Origin of the sequence: Corynebacterium lowii (genome assembly GCF_001412085.1) — a bacterium.
In the GTDB taxonomy this organism is placed as follows: Bacteria; Actinomycetota; Actinomycetes; order Mycobacteriales; family Mycobacteriaceae; genus Corynebacterium; species Corynebacterium lowii.
In genome coordinates this window covers 151,764-172,925 of the sequence record NZ_LKEV01000001.1, presented here as the reverse complement: position 1 = coordinate 172,925, position 21,162 = coordinate 151,764, and the positions used below count along the sequence as shown (strand labels likewise).

Genomic DNA, 21,162 nt, shown 5'->3' with positions numbered 1-21,162 from the left:
GTCACATTGCTCACAACCGCTGGGTTCTTGGCATAAGAACCCACCGCTGCGCGTTGAGCCGAGGGTACGCACAACGATTAAAAGAGGTAATCCCATTGAGCACCACCGATACCGCCCCCACCAACGAGGCCTACCGGCGTAAATTGCCCGCCTGGGCCACGAACTTTGGCGTCCAGGTGATCGCGGGCCTGGTGATAGGCCTGCTCCTGGGCCTTCTGGCCCGCAGCATGGCCGAGGATAATTGGCTCACCGCCACCTTAGATGCCCTGGGTTCCACCTATGTGCAATTGCTGAAGTTACTCATTCCGCCGCTGGTTTTTGCCGCCGTGGTCACCTCCGTGGCCAATCTGCGCAAGGTCACCAATGCCGCGCGGCTGGCGGTATCCACCCTGGTGTGGTTCGCCATCACGGCCTTCTTCTCGGTGCTCGCCGGTATCGCGGTGGCGCTGATTCTTAAACCCGGCGAGGGTACGGCCATTGATCCTTCCACCGCCGCCGACCCCTCCACCACGGGTAGTTGGCTGGGTTTTATTCAGTCCATCGTGCCGGCGAACTTCCTGGGCCTTTCCGCCGCGGAGTCCTCCTCCGGGGGAATCTCGCTGAGCTTTAATGTGCTGCAAATCCTGGTGATCTCCCTGCTCCTGGGCGTAGCGGCGGTGAAGGCTGGCAAGGCCGCCGAGCCTTTCTTGGCCTTTACCGAATCCTTCCTCAAAGTGATTCAGCAGGTGCTGTGGTGGATTATCCGCCTGGCTCCCATTGGTACCGCTGCGTTGATCGGCAACGCGGTGGCCAGCTACGGCTGGGAGGCCCTGGGTTCCCTAGGTAAGTTCGTGATCGCCATGTACATCGGCCTGGGCCTCGTGCTCGGCGTGGTCTACCCGCTGGTGCTGCGCTTTGCCGGGTTGCCCGTGGTGGGGTTCTATCGGCGCGTGTGGCCGGTGACCTCCCTAGGTTTTGTTACCCGTTCCTCGATGGGCGTGATGCCGGTAACCCAGCGGGTTTCCGAGGAAGCCCTGGGCGTTCCGCGCGAGTACGCCTCCTTTGCCATTCCGCTGGGGGCCACCACCAAGATGGATGGTTGCGCCGCCGTGTATCCGGCCGTGGCCGCGATCTTCGTGGCACAGTTCTACGGGGTGCCGCTGGACTTCACGCATTATCTGCTCATCATCTTTGTGTCCGTGATCGGCTCGGCGGCCACCGCCGGTACCACGGGTGCCACCGTGATGCTCACCCTCACGCTCTCCACGCTGGGGTTGCCCCTGGCGGGCGTCGGCCTGCTGCTGGCTATTGAGCCGATCGTGGATATGGGCCGCACCGCCGTGAACGTCACCGGCCAGGCTCTGGTGGCCGCGGTGGTCTCCAAGCGCGCAGGCATCATTGATGAGGAACCGTGGCGCGCGCCCGTGGCGGCCAAGGCGGCCGTTATTTCGTAGGATGAGCGGCATGGAACTGACCATCCGCCGGGAAACGGAAGCGGACATCACCACTATCCGTTCCCTCATTACCCGCGCCTTTGCCGATGATTACCACTCCTGGCATAACGAGCAGGAATTGGTGGAAAAGCTCCGCGACACCGATCAACTCGCCCTGTGCCTCGTGGCCGTCTCCGAACTCGACATCGTGGGCTTCGTGGGCGCCACGCACGTTCAGCTTTCCGATGGCACCTCGGACTGGTGTGCCCTCGGACCCCTGGCCATCGAGCCGGAGGCCCGGTATCGCGGAGTGGGCACCGCCCTCATCTCCCGCGCGCTAGAGGAACTGCGTGCGGCAGATATTCGCGGCGTGGCCGCGCTGGGTAACGCGGAGTTTTATCACAAGTTCGGCTTCCAACCCGCCCCCGAGATTCACCTGAGCATCGAGCGCAACGCCGGCCCCGAAGTGGAGGTGCTGGCCCTGCCCCTCCACGATTCCTCCGCGCCCCAGGGCACGATTCTGCTGCACCGGCACATTCACGTGGAGAAGGGTGAGCAAGCGTGAGCACCCTGTGGAACTTCTTTATCCGCGCCGTGGGTACCGCCGTGGGGCTGTGGGTGGTCACCTACTTCATCGGCGGGGTTTCCGTGTACGGGGTCACCGATGAGGAACGGCTGGTCTCCTTCCTCGGCTCCGCGGCGGTCATCGTGGTGCTCAACATGACGGTACGCCCGGTACTGCGCCTCCTCGGCCTGCCGCTGACCATCCTCACCCTGGGGCTCTTCGCACTGGTCATCAACGCCTTCGTGTTCCTGCTCGCCGGTTCCGTCTCCAGCGCGCTGGGCCTGGGTCTCACGGTGGCGAACTTCCGCGCGGCCTTCTTCGGGGCGATCGTCCTGGGCTTCGTCAACTGGGTGCTCGGCCCCTTCACCGGGGCGCTGCGGGCGCGGCGTCGATAGTGGGCGCGGGCCACAGCGCTAAGGGGTGCCACCGTGATTGATTTCTCCGCCACCGCGGACGTAGTGGCACCCCAACTGCTGGGCTGCACCCTGAGCCATGCCGGGGTGACGGTGCGGCTCACGGAGGTGGAGGCCTACCTTGGTGCCGAGGACGCCGCCGCGCACACCTACCGCGGCAAAACCGAACGCAACCAGGCGATGTTTGGCCCCGGCGGGCGCATGTACGTGTACCTCTCCTATGGGATTCACCGCGCGGGCAACATCGTGTGCGCCCCCGAGGGCACGGGGCAGGGTTGTCTGCTACGCGCGGGCGAGGTTATCGGCGGGACCGATATTGCTTATCGACGCCGCGGCAACGTCCCCCACTTTCGCCTCGCCCAAGGGCCGGGGAATCTGGGGGCGGCGCTCGGCCTTACCTTGGAACACAACGGGCAATCGGTGACCGGGCCAGAGTTTGTGCTCGGCGCGCGGGAGGAGGAACCCGAGTGGGTGTGTGGGCCGCGCATTGGTATCTCCAAGAACGCCGAGGCCCTGCTGCGCGTGTGGATACCGGGGGATAAAACGGTGAGCACGCCCCGAAGCCGGGCGCGGGGGTATGGGGCGCATGAGTATCTGCGATCCCTCTAAAGGATTGTCTGCCGCCAGAAACTGCCTCAACCCGATTCTGAACGGGAAATAACCCAAGCAACCTGGAATCCAGCCGATCAAACGTGGACAACAGAGACAGCCTCAGAATAACTAGCCAAGGCTTCAGCTCCGATGTGGTTGGGAGCGGTCGGGGCGGTTGAGCCCGATAGGACTTCAAACGATGATGAGCGCAGCAGCCCCAAGGGGTGCCACCACGAACGTAATGGCACCCTAAACGTTCGGGCGCAGTCACACCCAGGTGCCACGCCACCTAGGTGCAGTATTCGGCCTTATCGTGGGCACAGTAGGGCCCAACAGACGGGCCGGAGTTTATTCTCAGCGCACGCCTCGGAGCCGGGCGCGGGGGTATGGGGCGCATGAGTACCTTGGAGGAATCTGAGAGTAAGCGTTTTACCTGGGGTTTTACCAGTCCAATACGGAGTGAGATTCACGGGATGCCAGGCCCGGCAAAGGATACTTAGGCTCCTGACCATGCTCTCTCCCAAAACCACCGCCATCCTTCTCCTCCCCGCCCTGCTCCCCCTCCTTGATTCCAGCCTGGTCAATGTGCTGCTGCCGTCAATAGGCGCGGACCTCGGCGCCAGCGAGTCCCAGATGCAGCCCGCCATCTCGGGATTCATGCTCGCCGCCACGGCCGGAATCGTGCTTTCTACCACCTTCCTACGGCGCTTCGGCGCATACCGGGTGTGGGTGGCCGCGCTCGTGGTGTTCGCCCTTAGCTCCCTGGCGGTCGGCGCGAGCACCACCGTGCCGCTGCTCATCGCGGCGCGCGTGGTGCAGGGCGCGGCCTGCGGTTTCATCATGCCGGCGGTGCAGCAGATCGCAGCGGAGATCGTGGGCAGGGAGAATATGCGCGCGGCCCTGGCAACCATTGGCCTGCCCGCCGTCATCGCCCCGGCCTTCGGTCCGCTGCTCGGCGGCGTACTGGTGGATGTGGTGGGCTGGCGCAGCCTGTTTTATATCAACGTGCCGGTAGCTGCCCTGGCTCTCGCGCTTGCCGTGCGCACCCTGCCGCGCACTCCCGGCGTGCGGGTCCCGCTGGGAATCGGCCAGGCTATCCCTGCCCTGCTCGGCATGGTGGGTCTGCTGTGGGCGTTGATCTATCCGACGTCGCTAAGCTGGGGTATCGCTGCCGTTGCGGTGTGTGCGATTGCGGCGTTCTGCTTCATGGATCTGCGGGCCGAGGCTCCGCTGCTTCACGTTTCCCTGTACCGCAACGGCCTCTTTGCTGCGGTTATGGCGCTGTGCCTGATTGTGGGGGCGGTGTTCTACGGAACGCTGCTTTCCACCTCCCTGCATATCCAGCATGATCTCGGGCAAGCCGCCTGGGTTGCCGGTGTGGCCCTGGGGGTCCAAGGCGGCGGCGCGTGGGCGGTGCGCAGCCTGCTCAAGGGGCCGTGGAAGGAAGCCAATGCTTTCTTGCTCATCGCTGTGGGCCTCGCGGTGGCGGGGCTGGGCACGCTGGGAGTGCAATCGACGTCCTCCTGGCCGGTGATTCTGCTATGCTCCCTCATCCGTGGTCTCGGGCTGGGAGCCTGCACGCTGCTGGCGCTTTCCGCGGCCTATGAGGTGGTGGATGATTCCCAGACCTCCGCGGTGGGGGCGCATACCAGGCTCATGCTGCAACTGGGTGGAGCCTTTGGCACCGCACTCGTGGGTGTATGGGCGGGCTCGGCTCTAGGCCTGGGTATAGGAGTTGCCGGTGTGGCACTAGTGGCTGCTGTTGTGGCTGGGATGGTGCTTTTGAGGAGTTCTGAACGAGAAAAATAGTATAAAGGACTGCTATGACGCGAAACTCGGAGCAGATAGGCAACCAGACGCTGAACGCTCGGAGCATCTTAAACAAGCTGCACTCAATTTACGGAGAGCAGCACTGGTGGCCAGCAAATAGTGCATTCGAGATGATGTGCGGCGCCATCTTAGTCCAAAATACCCAATGGACCAACGTGGAACTCTCTATCAACAATTTATTCACCATCAAAGGAATAAAAACACCTGAACAACTACTCTCCCTCACCACAGAAGATCTAGAAAAAATCATCCAACCTTCCGGGTTCATGAAGTCCAAAGCTCGAACTTGCCAATCCCTATCAAAATGGATACTCGACAATGATGCCCTTTCGCAAGATTCAAAGGTGCAGCAATGGACGAACGATCAACTTCGAGAATCCCTCATCAACATCAGAGGGATAGGCCCGGAAACAGCAGATGTCGTTCGTCTATTTGCATACTCCAGGCCCACTTTCATCTGGAGCACCTACGCTAGACGCATGCTCAGCCTATTCAATGTTGGAGATTTAAATAAATTCTCATACGAGACTTGCAGAAAAAGATATAGCTCCATCATCAATACGGAAGGTTTTTCTGCCAACGAGGCTGGGGAACTGCACGCACTTATAGTCCGTAGCGGAAAAGACAATCACGAGAAAATATTATTGGAGATGGCCAGCAGATAATATCCCTCCATGATGCTTCACTATTGTTCCCTTATTATGTACCCCATGAACCCCGCCGCAACTTTCGGCCGCCGTCTGCACCATGCGAGGCTTGATCGCGGCCTCTCCCAATCCCATCTCGCGGCGGGCATCTGCTCCCCCAGCGCCATTTCCCGCTGGGAATCCGGCCAAAGCCTGCCCGATCACGAGGTCATCGCCCTCCTCGCTGAACGCCTGGACATAGACGTCTCCGTACTCACCGGCCAGGGCTTCGATTCCCGCATCGCCGCCTCCCCCGAGGGCTTCGGCGAAACGCTCCACGCCGCCTTCGGCTCCCCCACTATCGACGCCCACTCGCCCACCGCGCGCTGGATTGCCCGCGCCCGCCACGTACTCCGCCACGCCGACCCCTGGCTTGGCACCGGAGAACCCCGCCGCATCGTCGATGACCTCGCCGTCGATCCGCTCACTCCCACTACCCCGGCGGCCCTGGAAACCGTGGAACTGCTAGAGGCGATGGTACGCCTGCGCGAAAATCTCAGTGCCACCAGCGCCCAAGCCCTCACCGACACCCTGACCTTGGCTATCGACGCCCCCGCTGCCGTCCGCATGGCCGCCATCGAACGCGCCGTGGCCGCCTTTTCCCTCTCCGGCATGCCGCTGGCCGCGCGGGCCGTGATAGCTCGTACTGCACCGGAACAGGTCACTCTCAGCACCGCCATCATGCTGCGTGCGGCTGGTATGGAGGAGCCCCCTGCTGTTGCTGCCGAGCGCAGTGTTCGGGACGTCGGTATGCACCTGATTACTTTGGGTTTGGTGCCAGTGAGCGCGCTTGAAAGCGTATGTCCGGGTGATGAGTTGGTGCGGTTGTGGGCGGAGAAATCAATTCAGCTTTAGCCCCAGTTGGCGATATACGCGGAACGGATCAACGTATTCCACGCCGAGTGCGGCACAAGCATCGGGGATACTCACGCGCTTTCGCGCCTGCGGAGCCGGTTGTTCAAAGGTAACCACACGGTGCCCATCCCCATGCGCCTGAGCTACTAAGTAATAATCGGCCACACTGAGAAACTCATTGCGATCCTCCATGCGATAAAGCCTATCCGGGTGCATAACCCAACCAGATAGTCTTCTCATAGATTCTGTGGCGGCATCGCTGGGCTTCCTCCAAAAACTATGAGGGAGACCCTTCGCCCAGGACCATAAAAACCCTTCCTTCCCCGCGGCAATTTCCTTTTTTACTCTATCAATCGAGGCCACACTCCCCTTTTCATGTTCCTCTACCAACCAATCCCAAAATCGGGGCGCAATGTCATGCGAATAATAGAGACGAGCAGCATTGATAAGAACATTGGTGGAGTTAAAGCCCAACAGGCTCAGTGCCTCCGTCATGGGCGTATGTCCCGCAAGAGTTTCCCGCACAATAGCCGTTCCCAGCGTGGCCCCCACGCGAAAACGCTGGTTGGCATAAAAATTACCGCCAGAGCTGGTGCTGGCACCCACATGCTCCATGAGCCGATCCACCTCGGCTTGGTAGAGATCATCAAAACCTGCACGCGGGAGCAAGCCAATATCTCGGAGTCTTAATAGAATCACCAAGGTAGAGCAGCAATACACACGCGCAAGCCGCCCTAATTCCTGCACAAGTGGCACATCGGGAAGGAATCGGTGCCCAAGGTCCTCCACAGGCACCAACACTTCCGCCGCAACCTCATTGCACCACCGCTCCGCGTCATTATCGCTGTGCGCAAAATAATCTCCACCTGCGCTCACCCCGCCATTTCCTGCCCATACATGGGCAAACTCATGGAGAAGGGAAAAGACCTGTCCGGCATACGTATCGGCAGAGTTCACAAAGACTAAAGGAGCGGTAGAAGAATGAAGAGTAAAACCTCGAAACTCCTCTATATCAAGCGGCCGCGCAGTGTTATTACGCAGCATGGAAGAAAGCACCACCAGGCCACCAAGTTCTTCAAAAGCATCTATGAGGTACCCCCGCGCCGCTTCTGGCCCGGATAAAAGAGCACGATCTTCCACCTCAAAATCTAACGCCCTGCGCAGCGCTGCGGCGGCCGTCGCCACCGCGGCACCTGCCTGGCTCCCCACAAAAGAACGCGGTTCATCGGCCCCCAAGTTCACCAAATAATCCTCGTACCAACCCTGCCGCCGCTGATTATGATAAATGGTCTCAATGAGCTCTTGAGAAAACCACGGAGCGCCACCGCGCCCCGCGCGGAAATCAGGGATAGGCAACTCCTCCACCGGAGGCGCTTCCAAAAAGAGCGCACCAAAGGGGCGCCGCTAAATCCTCCAAACGCTTAATACTCGGTTGTTTCTCCCCGGAAAGCCATTCGTACCAGTCACGGAACTTCTTACGGATTGCACTTGGCGTTACGCCTCCCCGACGCCGCGCCCACTCCAACACCGCAGGTTGCACTGCTACACCCACCATCGCGTTGCTCCTCTCAGCCCTCCCGAAACTGCTTCATAGGTTAGCAGGAGGGTGGGACCGCATCGGGTAGTTCGGAAGAGCCGGCCCGACTGAGCGCAGAACCCCCATCAACGCCCCCGCTGCACCTGATCTGCGTCAATGATCTGCTTGAGCAACCCGGGAAAGGCTTTCTCCAAATCTGCGCGCCGCAATCGCGTCATGCGGCCGTTGCCTACATCGCGCTGCCAGATGAGACCCGCATTGCGGAGAACCCGAAAATGATGTGTCCGAGTCGAGGGAGCCCACGGGGTTTTGCATGCGCTGCAAAACTGCTCCACATCATCGGGCTCGGACGCTAGCTGGATAATAACGCGACGTCGGTTTTCATCAGACAGGGCGTGGAGAACCTTCGATAGGTCGTATTCATCAAGACTTGGGTGTCCATCTTGGTCCGGCACCGGTACGTGTTCCTTGCTCTAGGGGCCACTTCTACGTTCATAGTACCTACCACGTGGCTTAAGAAGTCCCAGTTAGCTCCTTCAATCCCTAACGGCACGGTTACGCCGAATTGCCAGAATTATGAGAGCGACAATGACCACCAAGAAAGCAAGAATGAACATGGTCGTAGCAAATGCACTTGTATAGACATCGGGGTGACCAGGTTGCCCCGCAGCCGTATCAGCGGCAGCGCTACCAGTGAGTTCTTGACCGATCAGCATTGACAACACAAACGCATAGCCAGCGACAAAAACGGCCTCGCTACCAATGCGGAAGAAATTAAGCAGCCCGGCGGCAGTGCCCGTTCGCTCGGGCGGGACTACGTGGAGAGCATGACCGTCCACCAAACCAACGGGAAGTCCAAAGCCGCAGCCAAGAAGAATCATGGGCAAGATAATCCATGCCACGGAGCGATCTTCGGTGAGCAGCGTGAGCCCAAGATTACCGAGGACCAGCGAAATCAAACTTGCATAGATAATAGTCCCCACCGTGACCGAGGGGACAGACTCAACGAGTTTGGCCACAATACTCGGGGCGATAACAACGGGCAGCGTCATAGCGAGCATGAGCAATCCGGCCTGTCCTGCGCTGACATCCTTAACGGCGCTGAGAGCAGAGGGCAGGTAGGTAAGCAGCGTGACAAAACCGATCGACCCCGCCACAGGCACCAAACACATGGCAAGGAACTCTCGGTTACGCAATAAGGACCAATCCAATAGTGGAGCCGCGTCTCCCAAAGCACCCGAGACTGCAGACCTGGGAAGTATCCGAGCGTTCAACACAACCACCGCAAGAATAAGGCCGTGAACAGTGAATACACCGCGCCAGCCCAAGCCGGTAATGAGTAGCCCAGAAATCGTCGGCCCCAATGCCAAACCGAGCCCATTGACCGTACCGAATAAAGCAAACGCTCGTGCACGAGCCGAGCCTTCAAAAGCATTGGACAACATCGAACTAGAGCCGGTAAGAACGGCAGCGGCACCCACACCTGCGATAGCGCGCAGACCGTCCAGCAAGAGCAGAGAAGAACTTATCGCGCTGAGCAGACTGGCGATTGCAAATAAACTCCCGCCGATTGCAAAAGTAGCCCGGTATCCAATGCGATCGCTAAGCGCTCCCCAGGCCAAAACCCCAAAAGCAAAGGCCACATTGAAGCCATTAACCACCCATTGCAATGCCGTGGGGTGCGCTCCGAGGTCCGCCGAGATTTTCGGGAGAGCAATGGCCGTCCCCGCAATGGACATGGGCGTAACGAATTGCGCGATGAGAACAAGCGGCAAGGTCCAGCGGCTTGGTGGTGGATCTTCGGGAGTATGCGCGGTCTCCGCGGTGGTCCCCATGAGGATCATCCTTTCAGTAGGTACGAATATATTAGTAGGTACCACTGATATAGTTGCTCCACAATAGATGCGCCCCCTTGCCCTCCCCGCCCCGCACCGCTAGGGTTAGAACAATGATTCGCTAACAAGCCCCAGGTCAATCCCCCTTTGAAGCTCTCTCACCCTCGTGGAGGTGCGGCGTGTTAGCCCTTTCTTTTTCTCACGTTTCCTTTTCTTATCCCTCCCAGCCCGTGCTGGAGGACGTCTCCTTCACCTGCGCCCCCGGGCAGCGCCTCTGCGTGGTCGGCCCCAACGGCGCGGGCAAATCTACCCTGTTGGCCCTGGCCACAGGTGCGCTCGCTCCGGAATCAGGCGAGGTCCGCGGCCCCGCAACCACCCCAGCAAACAGCAACGATCACGGCACCATCGCCCAGGCTATCGACGCCGCCAGCGCCCACATCACCGCGCTGCTGCACCGCTTCGAGGAGCTCAGCGCCAACCTGAGCGAGGAGAATTACGAGGAATACGATGCTCTGCTCGCCCGCCTCACTGCCCTGGACGCCTGGAATCTCCCGGCGCGCACCGCGAGGGTGCTGGCGGGGCTGGGGCTAGGGGGCGTCGATAAGCAACGCGCGGTGAACAGCCTTTCCCCTGGTCAGCGGGCGCGGCTGCGCCTGGGATTGCTCCTGGTGCAGCGCCCGGAGGCCCTGGTACTCGATGAGCCCACGAATCACCTGGACGCCGAGGCCATCGCCTTCCTCAAGCAGGAGGTGCGCGATTGGGCCGGGCCGGTGCTTTTTGCCAGCCATGACCGCGATTTCATCGAGGCCACGGCCACCGGCGTGCTTGACCTGGATATCACTGCGTGGGAGGCGCTGGCCACCGCCTCCGGTGGCGAGATTGCAGGCGGAGCGCACCTCACCAGCGGGCGCTACTCGGATTATTTGCATGCCAAGGAGCAGGCCCGCGCGCGACACCGGGAATTGCACGCTCAGCAGCAGGAACGCAAGCGCGAGATTCAACGCCACCAGCGCGATTCCGAGGTCGTCGGCCACGCCGATTTCACCCCGCGCACGGAAACCCGCATGGCGCAGAAGTTCTACGCAGACCGCGCCCAGGCCACCTCCACGCGGCGCATCACTAACGACGCCCGCAAGCTCGACGCCCTGCGCCAGCGCGAGGTGCGCAAGCCCCGCTACGAGTCCACCCAGATCGTGCTTGCCGACGCCGGGGTGCAGCGCGGAGACATTGCGCTCAGCCTGCGAGAGGCCAGCGTGCCGGGGCGGCTCGCCCCCGTTTCTGCGGAGCTCAGCGCCGGGGAGCGCCTGCTTATCACCGGGCCTAATGGTGCCGGGAAGTCCACGCTGCTGCGCTGGGTAGCGGGTGGTGATTCTGCTGCCGGTGGTAGCGGCGAGGTTCGGTTGAACGTGCCCGGTGCCGCCGTGGGTTTTGTGCCCCAGGAATTGCCAGGGCCAGATCACCCACACTGGTCCGAGCCTCTGGGGGAACGGGCCAAGGGGTTCTTGCACCCAAAGTTCTGGAACACACCTTTGAGTGCGCTTTCTGCTGGGAATCAGCGGCGGGCGCAGTTGGCTTTGGCGGTTGGTGTGGGTGGGGCTGTTGGCACTGTTGGCTCGGGGTCGGGCGAGCAGGTGCCGGAATTGCTCATCATCGACGAACCCACCAATTACCTGGACCTAGATACCATCGAATCTCTAGAGCGTGCTCTTATGGAGTGGAGCGGAACGCTCATTATTACCAGCCATGATGAGTGGCTCATTAGTAAGTGGTTGGAGCCTTGTGCGGAAGGAGAGGCTGTGCGGCGGCATGTGGTGTTGGGCGACTCTGTGGCGGGGTCTGCAACGTAGATAGCTGCGCAATGGACGCAGGTACGAAAGTATATTTGCCTTAAAAGTGCGCTCCGGCTGTGTAACAATGGACCGCATGAGGAAAAACACGTGGAGATTTCCCTTGATAGAACTCATGGTTCTACCCGTGGGGCTATTCGGCGCGTTCCTTTTCTCCTTAATCGGCATTACCGCACTGGCGGCGCTCAGTTGGGATGTGGCAGCCATCGCCTTCCTGAGTATCCTGCTCATTCCGCTGCTCTCCTGGCTGCCTCGGCGGGGTTATGTAGCTGCGCTCGCGGTGGGGCTTGTTGTGGGTGTCGGTGGGGTGGTTTATATGGGGGTTCACCCTGATGCGTTGAGTGAGGGTGGTACGGCTGTGCGGGCGGGGATAGCAGGGCTGAGCCTCGCGTTTTCTGCGGCGGGAACGTTGTTCACTTATCCCCGGAAACAATCGGAGAAGCCATGAATATCCTGCGCAAATACCAGTTCTGGAACATCGTTATCGGTCTGCTCATCTGCTTGATGGTTGTCCAGGACATCATCGCTCCTGGACTTTCAGAGTTCAGCGGAGCAAAACGAGCCGGGATCATTGGACTAGCCCTGGGTTTGCTCGCCCTAGCAGGGTGGGGTGTATACACCAGGGACAAGAAACCCAGTTCTTTTGTTCCTGCAATGTGGGGAATCGCCTGCATCATAACCGCTGGTGGAAAGGCTATAGAGGGTGAGTGGATCACCGTTCTCTTCATACCCTTTAGCGCTGCCATCATATATCTCATCTTTTCCAATGAAAGATTCGATAACCTTTTGCAGTATCCCACCGAAGGGCGTGAGGAAAAGTCCTCGGCTTAGTCTCAACTCACCCCTCCCCCGTCAGCGCCTCCAGCGCCTGGTGATTGATGAAGATCTTTTCTCTTCCTACCTTCACCTCACGCAGGAGGCCCAGTTCCACCAGGCTGACCAGCCAGGCAGAGGCGGTTTGCCGCTGTGCCAGCCCCTCGGCCACCACATCGCTAATGCGCACATAAGGGTTGCGCATGAGTATTTCCGCTAATTTCTCCGGCGAGGCCACACGCCCAGCTGCTCGAATGTCCTTGGCTAATCCTTCCTGAATTGCCCGCAAACGGTCGATGAGCTCCGTGGCTTCCCGCGCGGCGGCTTCCACGCCGCGCACCATGTACAGCAGCCACGGTTCCCATTCCTCGTGAGTGGTCACCCTACGCAGCGTGCGGTAATACTCGTCCTTGTTTCTCACGATGTACCCCGAGAGATACAGCACGGGCAGGCGGAGCGTGTTCTCCTGTATGAGTAGCAAGATATTCAATATGCGCCCGGTGCGTCCATTGCCGTCGTGGAAAGAGTGAATGGCCTCAAACTGATAATGTGCCACGGCCATGAGCACCAGAGGGTCAAGGTCATGCTCCGAATAAAGGAACCGCTCCCAGGCGGCAAGATGCCCCTCAATCACTTCCTTGCCTTCAGGCGGAGTGTACACGTGTTCCCTGGAAGAGGGCTTACCAATGTAAGTTCCCGGAAGAGAACGCACTCCCATCTCCACTCCGTGCAGCACGGAACATATTTCTGCGGCGAGTTTGGCTGATACCGGCCGCTCCTTCAGCAATGCAAGACCATGAAAAAGTGCATCGTTGTACCGCAGAGTCTCTTTAGTTTCCGCAGTAGGCTCCCCTTCCACTCGCCAGGCCGCCCGAAAGAGTTCATCGTTCGTGGTCACGATGTTTTCGATGCTGGACGAGGCTTGCGCCTCCCGCAAGGGAATAGTCGTGGTGATGATCTGCGGGTTCGGTATGAGTTCGCAGGCCTTATCAAGCGCCGCGAGCTGTCTTTGAGCAGAAATAACGGCCTTGAGCACTGGCACCGTTTCCAGCGACACCGCTGGGGGTAGAGGCGGGAGGTTGTTGTAGGGAACGCTCGGATCAAAAGAGGAGGTCACGCCCTTACCTTAGCCAGCCCTGGCCAAACATATCGATTTTCCCCACAATTTCGACACTTTCCCCTAACATGTACGCCCCATCGACATATGGGCAAAACGTGTCGATTTCAGGCTAAGATTTCGACACGTCCCCCTACTCCACCCTCACCACTCCCCCAGCCCCCTCAAACTCCTCCTTCGCCGCATGCAGCAGAGCAGGCTCCCGCAAGGCGTCGTGCGCCACCTGCGCCAACCCCACCGCCGCGTCCACAGCAGCGTCCACCGCCTCCTCGGTGCGCGCGTACTCCGCAAAGGCCTTGGTGTGCAGCGCCACCCCCTGCGGCGCGATCTTCAGCATGGGGTGCAGGCCAGGCACCAGGTTGGAAACGTTGCCGAAGTCCGTGGAGGCCGCCAGCGTATCGGGTACCACCCCGCCAGGCAGGGCGCGCCGCCCGCGTCGCTCCTGGGTATCGGCCCAGCGCAGCGCGAGCACGTGGTTGTTGCGCACCGGCAGGCTGGTGGGGTGCACGTCCCATTCCTTGCTCACCTCCACCCCGGCCATGAGCGCAGCGCCGTCGAGCACGGCGTCGATACGCTGGGAGAGGTCCTTGAGGGTCTGCGCCATCAGCGAGCGCACGTAGATGGACATGGTGGCGGTATCGGGGATCACGGAGGGGCGCTGGCCACCTTCGGTAATCACGGCGTGCAGCCGGTCTGAGGGCGGCATTTGTTGGCGCAGCAGCCCAAAGCCCTGGTAGGCGAGGGTGGCGGCGTCGAGGGCGTTACGCCCCATGAAGGGCTCGGAGGAGGCGTGCGCGGAGACGCCGTGGAACGTGGCGGTGAGCGTGCGGCGCCCCACCCAGGCGTGTTCCGCGAGGTCAAAGGAGAAGGGGTGCACCATAATCGCGGCGTCGATGCCCTCGAAAGCCCCGGCGCGAATCATGTATTCCTTGCCCGAGTGCCCCTCTTCTGCGGGCGTGCCCAGCAGCACAATCCTCCCGCGCGCCCCCTCCATACGCTGCGCCGCCGCGAGAAAGGCACCCACTGCCGACGCCGCGATGATGTTATGCCCGCAGCCGTGCCCGATGCCGGGCAGGGCGTCGTACTCGGCAAGGATCGCCACGGTGGGGTCGCGCTGGGGATCGAAGTCCGGGGAGACAGCCTCGGCGCGCAGGGCGGTTTCTAGGCCGCCCACGCCCACCTCTACCTCGTGGCCGTGATCGCGCAGCAGTTGGGCGATGATGGCCACGGCGTAGTGTTCTTGAAAGGCCTCCTCGGGGTGATCGTGGAGGTCAAAGGCCAGGTTGTGGAGGTCGCCGCGCAGGTCCTCGCCGAGAGCGGTGAGGTCGCGCCACACTCGTTCCTGGCCCTCGTAATCTTCCTCGGCCCCCCGCCCCCTGATGCGGGCGCGTGCCGCCTTAGCCGCACGTGCCCGGCGCTCAATCCCCTCCCTCATCGCGTCGAGATAGGCGGTGGAAGGCTGGGGGAGCATGGGAAATCCTTTCGCGGCAGGTTCCTTACTAGGCTACAGCCCCTTACAAGAAGATTCCCGCAGCGAGTTCCTTCCACCTAAGAAACAGCACTGTTGGTATTCACCGCCTCGTAGCAACCAATTCAAGAACAATTCACAAACTTGTCACTCCCCCGTAACGGGTAGCCGATACGCTAATGAAAGCGCGTTCATACAGGTGAGAGCGCCACATATCATCAACCGAGAGGTCCTCATGCAGCAGTCACACCACCCCCGTCGTATCCGCAAAGTTCTAGCCGCCGGGCTCAGCGCCGCCACTCTAAGCATCGGCCTGGTCGCCTGCGCTTCCACCGGCGATGGCCAAGGCGATTCCAGCACACTCACCGTTTACTCCAATTCGCTTTCCGACGGCCGCGGCGAATGGCTGGAAAGGCAAGCCCAGGCGGAAGGTTTTGATATTCAGCTCGTAGATCTCGGCGGCGCCGACCTTCAAAACCGTCTCGAAGCAGAAAAGGCTAACCCCATCGCAGACGTGGTTTTTGGTCTCAACAACATCTATTTTGAGAACCTCAAAAACCAGAACATCCTCGATTCCTTCACCCCTTCCTGGGCCTCTGACGTAGAACCTGGCCTGGGTGATGATGAGCAGTACTGGCCAATCGTCAAGGAGCCCATCATGCTCGTATACAACGATGCCGCTTACGCCCCCTCAGAAGCTCCCCAGGACTGGCCTGAACTCTGGCAGAAATCGCAGTATCACCAGCAGTACCAGGTGCCCACCTCAATGGGAGGTGCCACCACCCAGATGGTTTTGGCCGGAATCCTAGCCCGTTACCTGGACGATAACGGCGACCTCGGAGTATCGGAAAAGGGCTGGAAAGCCATTGAAGAGTACTTCAAGAACGGCCTCCCTGAAACCAAGGGCACCGATCTTTACGCTCGCATGGCCGCTAGCGAGCTCAACATGGGGCAGATGTGGCTCGCCGGGAAAGAGGCGCGCGAAAAGGAATATGGCATCTCTACCACTGCCGTGCACCCTGCCGTCGGTGTGCCGATGGCCACGCAGCATATTTCCGTAATTAAGGGCACCGATGCTACGGAAAAGGCCCAAGAGTTCATCAACTGGTTCGGTTCCCCGGAGCTTCAAGCGGCCTGGTCTCAGGAGTTCTTCACCGCACCCACCAATAAACAGGCCCTGAGTACCGCCAACCAAGAGGCCATCGAGCAAACCAATTCCTTCACCGCACAAGACATTGATTGGGAAACTGTGGCTCAATACCTCCCACAGTGGATTGAAAAGATTGAGCTGAATTACCTGCCTTAATAATCCCAGAAGGGTGCCACCATGCCAACAAAACCCATGATTGAATACCAGGACATCACCGTGTCCTACGATTCTTTCACCGCCTTGCCCAAGTTCAATCTCACGGTCACAGAAGGCGAGTTCTTCACGCTCCTAGGACCCTCCGGCTGCGGAAAATCTACCGCGCTGCGCACTCTCGCCGGGTTCATCAACCCGGCCTCGGGAAGGCTCCTCATCGACGGCGCCAACGTCACCCACGCTCCCAGCCACAAACGCGGCATCGGCATGGTGTTCCAAAACTACGCCCTCTTCCCCTCCATGCGAGTGGGGGAAAATATCGCCTACGGGTTAAAAACAGCCAAAGTTTCCAAAAGTGAGATCGTGGACAAGGTGGCGCAGATAGCTCACCAGGTGGGTCTGAGCCCCGAACAGCTTGATAAGAACATCGCCTCCCTCTCCGGCGGCCAGCAGCAGCGCGTGGCCATCGCCCGCGCCCTGGTCACCCAGCCAAAAATCCTTTTGCTTGACGAACCCCTCTCCAACCTGGACGCCAAGTTACGTCAGCGGCTCCGCGCACAATTAAAGGACCTCCAATACGAGTTTGGTATCACCACCATCTACGTCACACACGACCAAGGAGAAGCCCTGGCCTTAAGCGACCGCATGGCCGTACTCAACAAGGGACACATCGAACAGGTGGGCACCCCCGAGGAGCTTTATAGCAACTCCGCCACGGATTTTGTGTGCAACTTCTTGGGCGAGGTCAATAAGCTCAGCCCCACCCATATAACAGAACTCAATAAGCAAGGTCTGGACCTCAGCCCGGCTCATTCCCATTACATTCGCCCAGAGCGGTTGCGCATCGCGCGGCCCACTATCGACGCCGCCGAAGCCAAAAGGGTTTTTACCCTGCCCGCGACGGTGCAGAACTACACCTATTTAGGAATGCGCTCCACCATTGCCGTCGATTGCCTCGGCACCATCTTCAACATCGGAATCCTTGAGGATGGCCATGCACCCACCGCAGCAGCCCTGACACCGGGCAACCGCATCGAGATTCACCTCATCCCCGAACACATACGCAGTATCCCCTCCGCCAATTAAGGAGATACCACCATGAAACTCGCCTCCATCCGCGCTATGCTGCGCTCCCCACTCAATATCATCTTGCTCGTCGTGGTCGCATGGTTCCTGGTCACCTTCATGATACTGCCGAACTTCACGCTCTTATCCAGCGTATTCCGCCCCTCGGGATCATGGTCGCTCAATGCCTTTCCCCGGCTCTTTGAATCAGAACGCGCAATGAAGTCGCTGCGTAATTCCTTCCTGCTTGCGATCACACTCTCCATCACGGTGAATATCATCGGCGTATTTATCGTGCTGGTCACCCGCTACTTTGACATCAAGGGAGCCCGCATTCTCTTCCTGGGCTTCGCCACTGTACTTCTCTACGGCGGCGTGGTCATGGTGGCCGGATTCAATTTCATCTACGGCCCCCACGGCTTCCTCACCGGAGCCATGAAAGGCCTTTTCCCTCAGATGGATACCGAATGGTTTACCGGCTTCCTTGCCGTCACCATCGTCATGACAATTAACGGCACCGGCATGCACCTGCTGTTTCTCACCAACTCGCTCAACAAGATTGACTATCAAACCATCGAGGCCGCCCGCCAGCTAGGCGCAGGTTCCTGGGAGATTCTGCGGAAGATCGTTCTCCCCCTCTTACGCCCCATGCTCTTCTCCATCACCATCCTCACCTTCTTGAGTGGTCTGGGCGCTATGGCTGCGCCACTGATGATTGGAGGCAAGGACTTCCAAACCATCACCCCGATGATCCTCAGTTTCTCCCAGACTTCCCAGTCCCGCGACTTAGCAGCCACCCTGGCTCTGTTCCTCGGGATTGCCACCATTTTCGTCCTCTTCATTCTCAACAGGATCGAGCGCGGTGGAACCTACTTCTCTATATCCAAGGTTTCGGTAAAACTACCCAAGCAAAAAATATCCAATCCGATTTTCAACGTCGCTGTTCACACAGCGGCCTACGCGCTCTTCCTAATCTACGTCATACCACCCATCTTGATCGTTCTCTTTTCCTTTACCGACGCCGCCACCATCGCCAGCGGAAAATTACAGTTATCCTCTTTTACCTTGCAGAATTACCACCAGATTCTCACCGACCCCACCGCCTATCGCCCATTCCTCATCTCGGTGGGCTACTCCGGAGCAGCCGCGATCATCACGGTATCCATCATCCTGTTTGTAGCCAGAATCATTCAGCGCTACCGCAATTTCTTCACCATCTGTCTCGAATATCTCCTCCACTTACCGTGGATTCTTCCCTCCACGATGATTGCTCTTTCTCTCGTGCTCACTTTCAGCACGCCGCGCGCACTCATCCTCAATCAAGTGCTCATTGGAACCGTAATCCTGCTCGGCATCGGATATATCATCGAGAAGATTCCCTTTACCCTCCGCATGCTCAAGGCTAGTTTTTCCTCTATTCCCGATAACGTGGAAGAGGCCGCCTCTATCCTCGGTGCTAAAGATTTTCGCATCTTCCGCACGGTGTTACTCCCCGCCGTAGCACCCACGGCGACTGCTATCGCCGCCCTCAATTTCAATTCTCTACTGGATAACTACGACACCGCAGTATTCCTCTCTCACCCGCTCTTTCAACCTCTAGGCATCATCATCGAGAGCGCATCGCGGGGCGAGAATATGAGCGATAGTACCGCCATCGTCTTCGTCTATACCGTGCTCCTCATGGCTATTTCCGGTCTCATTCTCTACCTCGTGTACGGGCGTTCCGCCACGCGCCGCCGGACCAAGAAAACCAGTGCTTATCGTCTCCGCTTGCAAGAAATGCTCAATGCTTAATCCCCTCCACGCCACCCTCGACACCGCCCTCAACCGCAAAGAAACCATCACCATGCCCTTCGGCCACCCCATCCACGCAGAAAACAACCGTGCCTTTTCCCATTTAGCCGCTTCCACCAGGCCACTCATCATGGTGCACCGCGGCAGCAGCGGCGGGGCCATCGCAGAAAACACCCTGCCCGCTTTTCACGCCGCCCTCGCCCAGGGCGGGGACATCATCGAAACTGACGTAATCCGCTCCACCGACGGGGAGTACTTCTTATTCCACAACGGGTACGAGCAACTGCACTTCTCCGAGAGCCGCGATATTCGCAGCCTTTCCAGCACCGATATTCGCGCGCTCAACTACACCTGGCACCGCTCCCCCAAGGCTGGGCCTTATCCGGTTACCACTGCTCAAGAGTTATTTTCCAACATGGAAGATTCTTTTCTTACCATCGACCGCAGCTGGGATTATTGGCCTGACTTCCTGCACTACCTCGATACTCACGCCAATCCTCACTACGTTCTCCTCAAAGCACACCCCACCGAGGAAAATCTCACGCGGCTGGCTCACCACCCCACCAAGTACATGTTCATCCCCATAGTAAAAACACTGGGAGAACTAGAAGAGGTGATGAACACCCCTCAGATCAACACCATCGCAGTAGAAATCCTAGCCCGCGATGCTTCCTCTCCCCTGGGAAGTGCAGAGACCATCACAATGCTGCACGAACGCAACCTTCTTGTTCTTCTCAACGCCCTGAATCTAGCCAATGGTGTTCCGCTCTATCGGGAGTGGGACGATATAACCTCCCTCTTGACATCTCCCGATGCCGGGTGGGGGAAACTGATAACCCAGGGGGCCGATATTATCCAAACAGACTTTCCTGCCGCGCTGAGGTTTTATCGCGACTACGTACACAAGCTGCCGGGCTCAACCGAGCTAGGCTAAAAGAGTTCCCGGTGCCACTCTAATCATTTCAACCACCCTGGAGGATTCGTGGCCAATACCCCGCCCTCGCGCCACCGCATCCACGTGACTATGGACGATGTTGCCCGCACCACCAATCTCTCTCGGGCCACCGTCTCCCGCGCGCTCTCCGGCAATCCCAATGTGAGCCCCGAGACGCAGGCGAAAGTGCGCCGCGCTATTAAGGAATTAGGCTATATCCCCAATCGCGCTGCTCAATCCTTAGCCAGTGAGCGCCAGCGCAATATCCCGACCGTTGGTTTGCTCCTGCGCACCCCGGAGATACCCGCCTACGCAAAGCTCCACACGGAGTTGAATCGCCAAACAGACGATATGGGCATGCAGATGATTACTGCTATTCCCACTATCAGCGGCAACCGCGTCGATGAACCCGGCACCATCAAGCATCTTCTGCGCACCGGGGTCAATGCTATTTACCTGGCTACCGGCACCATCGACCCCGCCGAGATAGAGCGCAGCCTCGATACCGTTCCCATGATTACCGTGGGACGCCCAGAATTACACGATGCCGTTAGTTCCGTCTCCCACGATGAAGATGTCAATGGCCGCATTATTGCTGAAGCGGTAATTAATCATGGCCACACACATATCGGGGTGGCGGTGACCGACCCCCACGTTTCCGTACCGGAACATCATCGTTCGCAGTCCATCACCCGCTACCTGCGAGGATCGGGTGCAACGGTGCACGAAGTACCTATCCTCCCTTCCGCGCACCAAATGGAATCAATCAATCACATGTTTCACCTCTGCCGCGAAAATAAAATCACGGCAGCCATGTTCCCCTCCGATCACCGTGCCCTGGCCTTCATGAGTTTGTGCATGACCGCTGGTGTATCCATCCCCCGCGATATTTCCGTGACGGGGATAGATGCCATTTCCCCCGAACTCAAATACCTTGGCCTTTCCAGCGTGCGCATCGCCATCGAGGCCGTAGCCTCCCGAGCGGCCGCCCTTATGCAGCAGCGCCTCACCTATCCACAAACACCAGTACAGCACGAGGCCTTCCCTGGTGTGCTAGCCGATGGCCGCACATTGGGGGCACCGGCTTTCTAAATCTT

At 59.3% G+C, this 21,162-nt stretch carries 19 protein-coding genes and 1 pseudogene; 16 read left to right on the top strand and 4 right to left on the bottom strand.

Annotated elements, in window-relative coordinates:
- The first annotated feature begins 95 nt into the window (after positions 1–95).
- The 7 genes from Clow_RS00800 (at position 96) to Clow_RS00770 (ending at position 6,352) form a co-directional block, all read left to right on the top strand.
- A complete protein-coding gene (locus Clow_RS00800; RefSeq protein ID WP_055174976.1) occupies positions 96–1,433 on the top strand; it encodes a dicarboxylate/amino acid:cation symporter in 1,338 nt (445 codons plus the stop codon).
- A 10-nt stretch (positions 1,434–1,443) separates the two neighbouring features.
- A complete protein-coding gene (locus Clow_RS00795; RefSeq protein WP_169786555.1) occupies positions 1,444–1,977 on the top strand; it encodes a GNAT family N-acetyltransferase in 534 nt (177 codons plus the stop codon).
- Complete coding sequence (locus Clow_RS00790; RefSeq protein WP_055174972.1) at positions 1,974–2,372, top strand: phage holin family protein; 399 nt, start codon at positions 1,974–1,976, stop codon at positions 2,370–2,372. Before Clow_RS00795 ends, Clow_RS00790 begins: the two co-directional genes overlap by 4 nt.
- 33 nt (positions 2,373–2,405) lie before the next feature.
- Complete coding sequence (locus tag Clow_RS00785) at positions 2,406–2,999, top strand: DNA-3-methyladenine glycosylase (RefSeq protein WP_055174970.1); 594 nt, start codon at positions 2,406–2,408, stop codon at positions 2,997–2,999.
- Positions 3,000–3,491: 492 nt separating this feature from the next.
- The gene (locus Clow_RS00780; RefSeq protein WP_055174968.1) at positions 3,492–4,790 is read left to right on the top strand and encodes an MFS transporter; all 1,299 of its coding nucleotides are present in this window, start codon (positions 3,492–3,494) and stop codon (positions 4,788–4,790) included.
- 14 nt (positions 4,791–4,804) lie between these two features.
- On the top strand, positions 4,805–5,476 hold the full coding sequence (locus tag Clow_RS00775) for an endonuclease III domain-containing protein (RefSeq protein ID WP_055174965.1): 672 nt from the start codon (positions 4,805–4,807) through the stop codon (positions 5,474–5,476).
- 45 nt (positions 5,477–5,521) lie between these two features.
- Positions 5,522–6,352 (top strand): helix-turn-helix domain-containing protein, encoded by an 831-nt coding sequence (locus Clow_RS00770; RefSeq protein WP_245625656.1) that lies wholly within the window; start codon positions 5,522–5,524, stop codon positions 6,350–6,352.
- Here the strand turns inward: Clow_RS00770 and Clow_RS00765 are convergent.
- A complete protein-coding gene (locus Clow_RS00765; RefSeq protein ID WP_156334509.1) occupies positions 6,338–7,537 on the bottom strand; it encodes a DUF4411 family protein in 1,200 nt (399 codons plus the stop codon). The genes Clow_RS00770 and Clow_RS00765 overlap by 15 nt on opposite strands.
- Positions 7,538–8,425: 888 nt before the next feature.
- Entirely contained in the window at positions 8,426–9,724 is a 1,299-nt protein-coding gene (locus Clow_RS00755) for an MFS transporter (RefSeq protein ID WP_055174954.1), read from the bottom strand.
- 245 nt (positions 9,725–9,969) lie between these two features.
- On the opposite strand from Clow_RS00755, the pseudogene Clow_RS12195 reads away from it, so the two are divergent.
- The 4 genes and pseudogenes from Clow_RS12195 to Clow_RS00740 form a co-directional block, all read left to right on the top strand.
- Positions 9,970–10,422: pseudogene (locus tag Clow_RS12195) on the top strand (ATP-binding cassette domain-containing protein); the annotation flags it as partial.
- 366 nt (positions 10,423–10,788) lie between these two features.
- Positions 10,789–11,571, top strand: a complete 783-nt coding sequence (locus Clow_RS12190; protein WP_425388403.1) for an ATP-binding cassette domain-containing protein — start codon at positions 10,789–10,791, stop codon at positions 11,569–11,571.
- Positions 11,572–11,686: 115 nt separating this feature from the next.
- Complete coding sequence (locus Clow_RS00745; RefSeq protein WP_156334507.1) at positions 11,687–12,019, top strand: hypothetical protein; 333 nt, start codon at positions 11,687–11,689, stop codon at positions 12,017–12,019.
- Positions 12,016–12,402 (top strand): hypothetical protein, encoded by a 387-nt coding sequence (locus tag Clow_RS00740; RefSeq protein ID WP_055174948.1) that lies wholly within the window; start codon positions 12,016–12,018, stop codon positions 12,400–12,402. The genes Clow_RS00745 and Clow_RS00740 overlap by 4 nt, the downstream gene beginning before the upstream one ends.
- Positions 12,403–12,409: 7 nt before the next feature.
- On the opposite strand, the gene Clow_RS00735 is transcribed toward Clow_RS00740, so the two are convergent.
- Positions 12,410–13,501, bottom strand: a complete 1,092-nt coding sequence (locus tag Clow_RS00735; RefSeq protein ID WP_055174946.1) for a Fic family protein — start codon at positions 13,499–13,501, stop codon at positions 12,410–12,412.
- A 133-nt stretch (positions 13,502–13,634) separates the two neighbouring features.
- Entirely contained in the window at positions 13,635–14,972 is a 1,338-nt protein-coding gene (locus tag Clow_RS00730) for a M20 family metallopeptidase (RefSeq protein ID WP_055174942.1), read from the bottom strand.
- A 232-nt stretch (positions 14,973–15,204) separates the two neighbouring features.
- Between Clow_RS00730 and Clow_RS00725 the strand changes: the two genes are divergently transcribed.
- Genes Clow_RS00725 through Clow_RS00705 form a run of 5 tightly spaced genes read left to right on the top strand, consistent with a single transcriptional unit; the run spans position 15,205 to position 21,157 of the window.
- Complete coding sequence (locus tag Clow_RS00725) at positions 15,205–16,275, top strand: extracellular solute-binding protein (RefSeq protein ID WP_055174938.1); 1,071 nt, start codon at positions 15,205–15,207, stop codon at positions 16,273–16,275.
- Between the two features lie 21 nt (positions 16,276–16,296).
- A complete protein-coding gene (locus Clow_RS00720) occupies positions 16,297–17,358 on the top strand; it encodes an ABC transporter ATP-binding protein (RefSeq protein ID WP_211256904.1) in 1,062 nt (353 codons plus the stop codon).
- Between the two features lie 12 nt (positions 17,359–17,370).
- Positions 17,371–19,131 (top strand): ABC transporter permease, encoded by a 1,761-nt coding sequence (locus Clow_RS00715; RefSeq protein ID WP_055174932.1) that lies wholly within the window; start codon positions 17,371–17,373, stop codon positions 19,129–19,131.
- Entirely contained in the window at positions 19,124–20,065 is a 942-nt protein-coding gene (locus Clow_RS00710; RefSeq protein ID WP_055174929.1) for a glycerophosphodiester phosphodiesterase family protein, read from the top strand. The genes Clow_RS00715 and Clow_RS00710 overlap by 8 nt, the downstream gene beginning before the upstream one ends.
- Positions 20,066–20,113: 48 nt before the next feature.
- The gene (locus Clow_RS00705; RefSeq protein ID WP_055174926.1) at positions 20,114–21,157 is read left to right on the top strand and encodes a LacI family DNA-binding transcriptional regulator; all 1,044 of its coding nucleotides are present in this window, start codon (positions 20,114–20,116) and stop codon (positions 21,155–21,157) included.
- Positions 21,158–21,162: the final 5 nt, after the last annotated feature.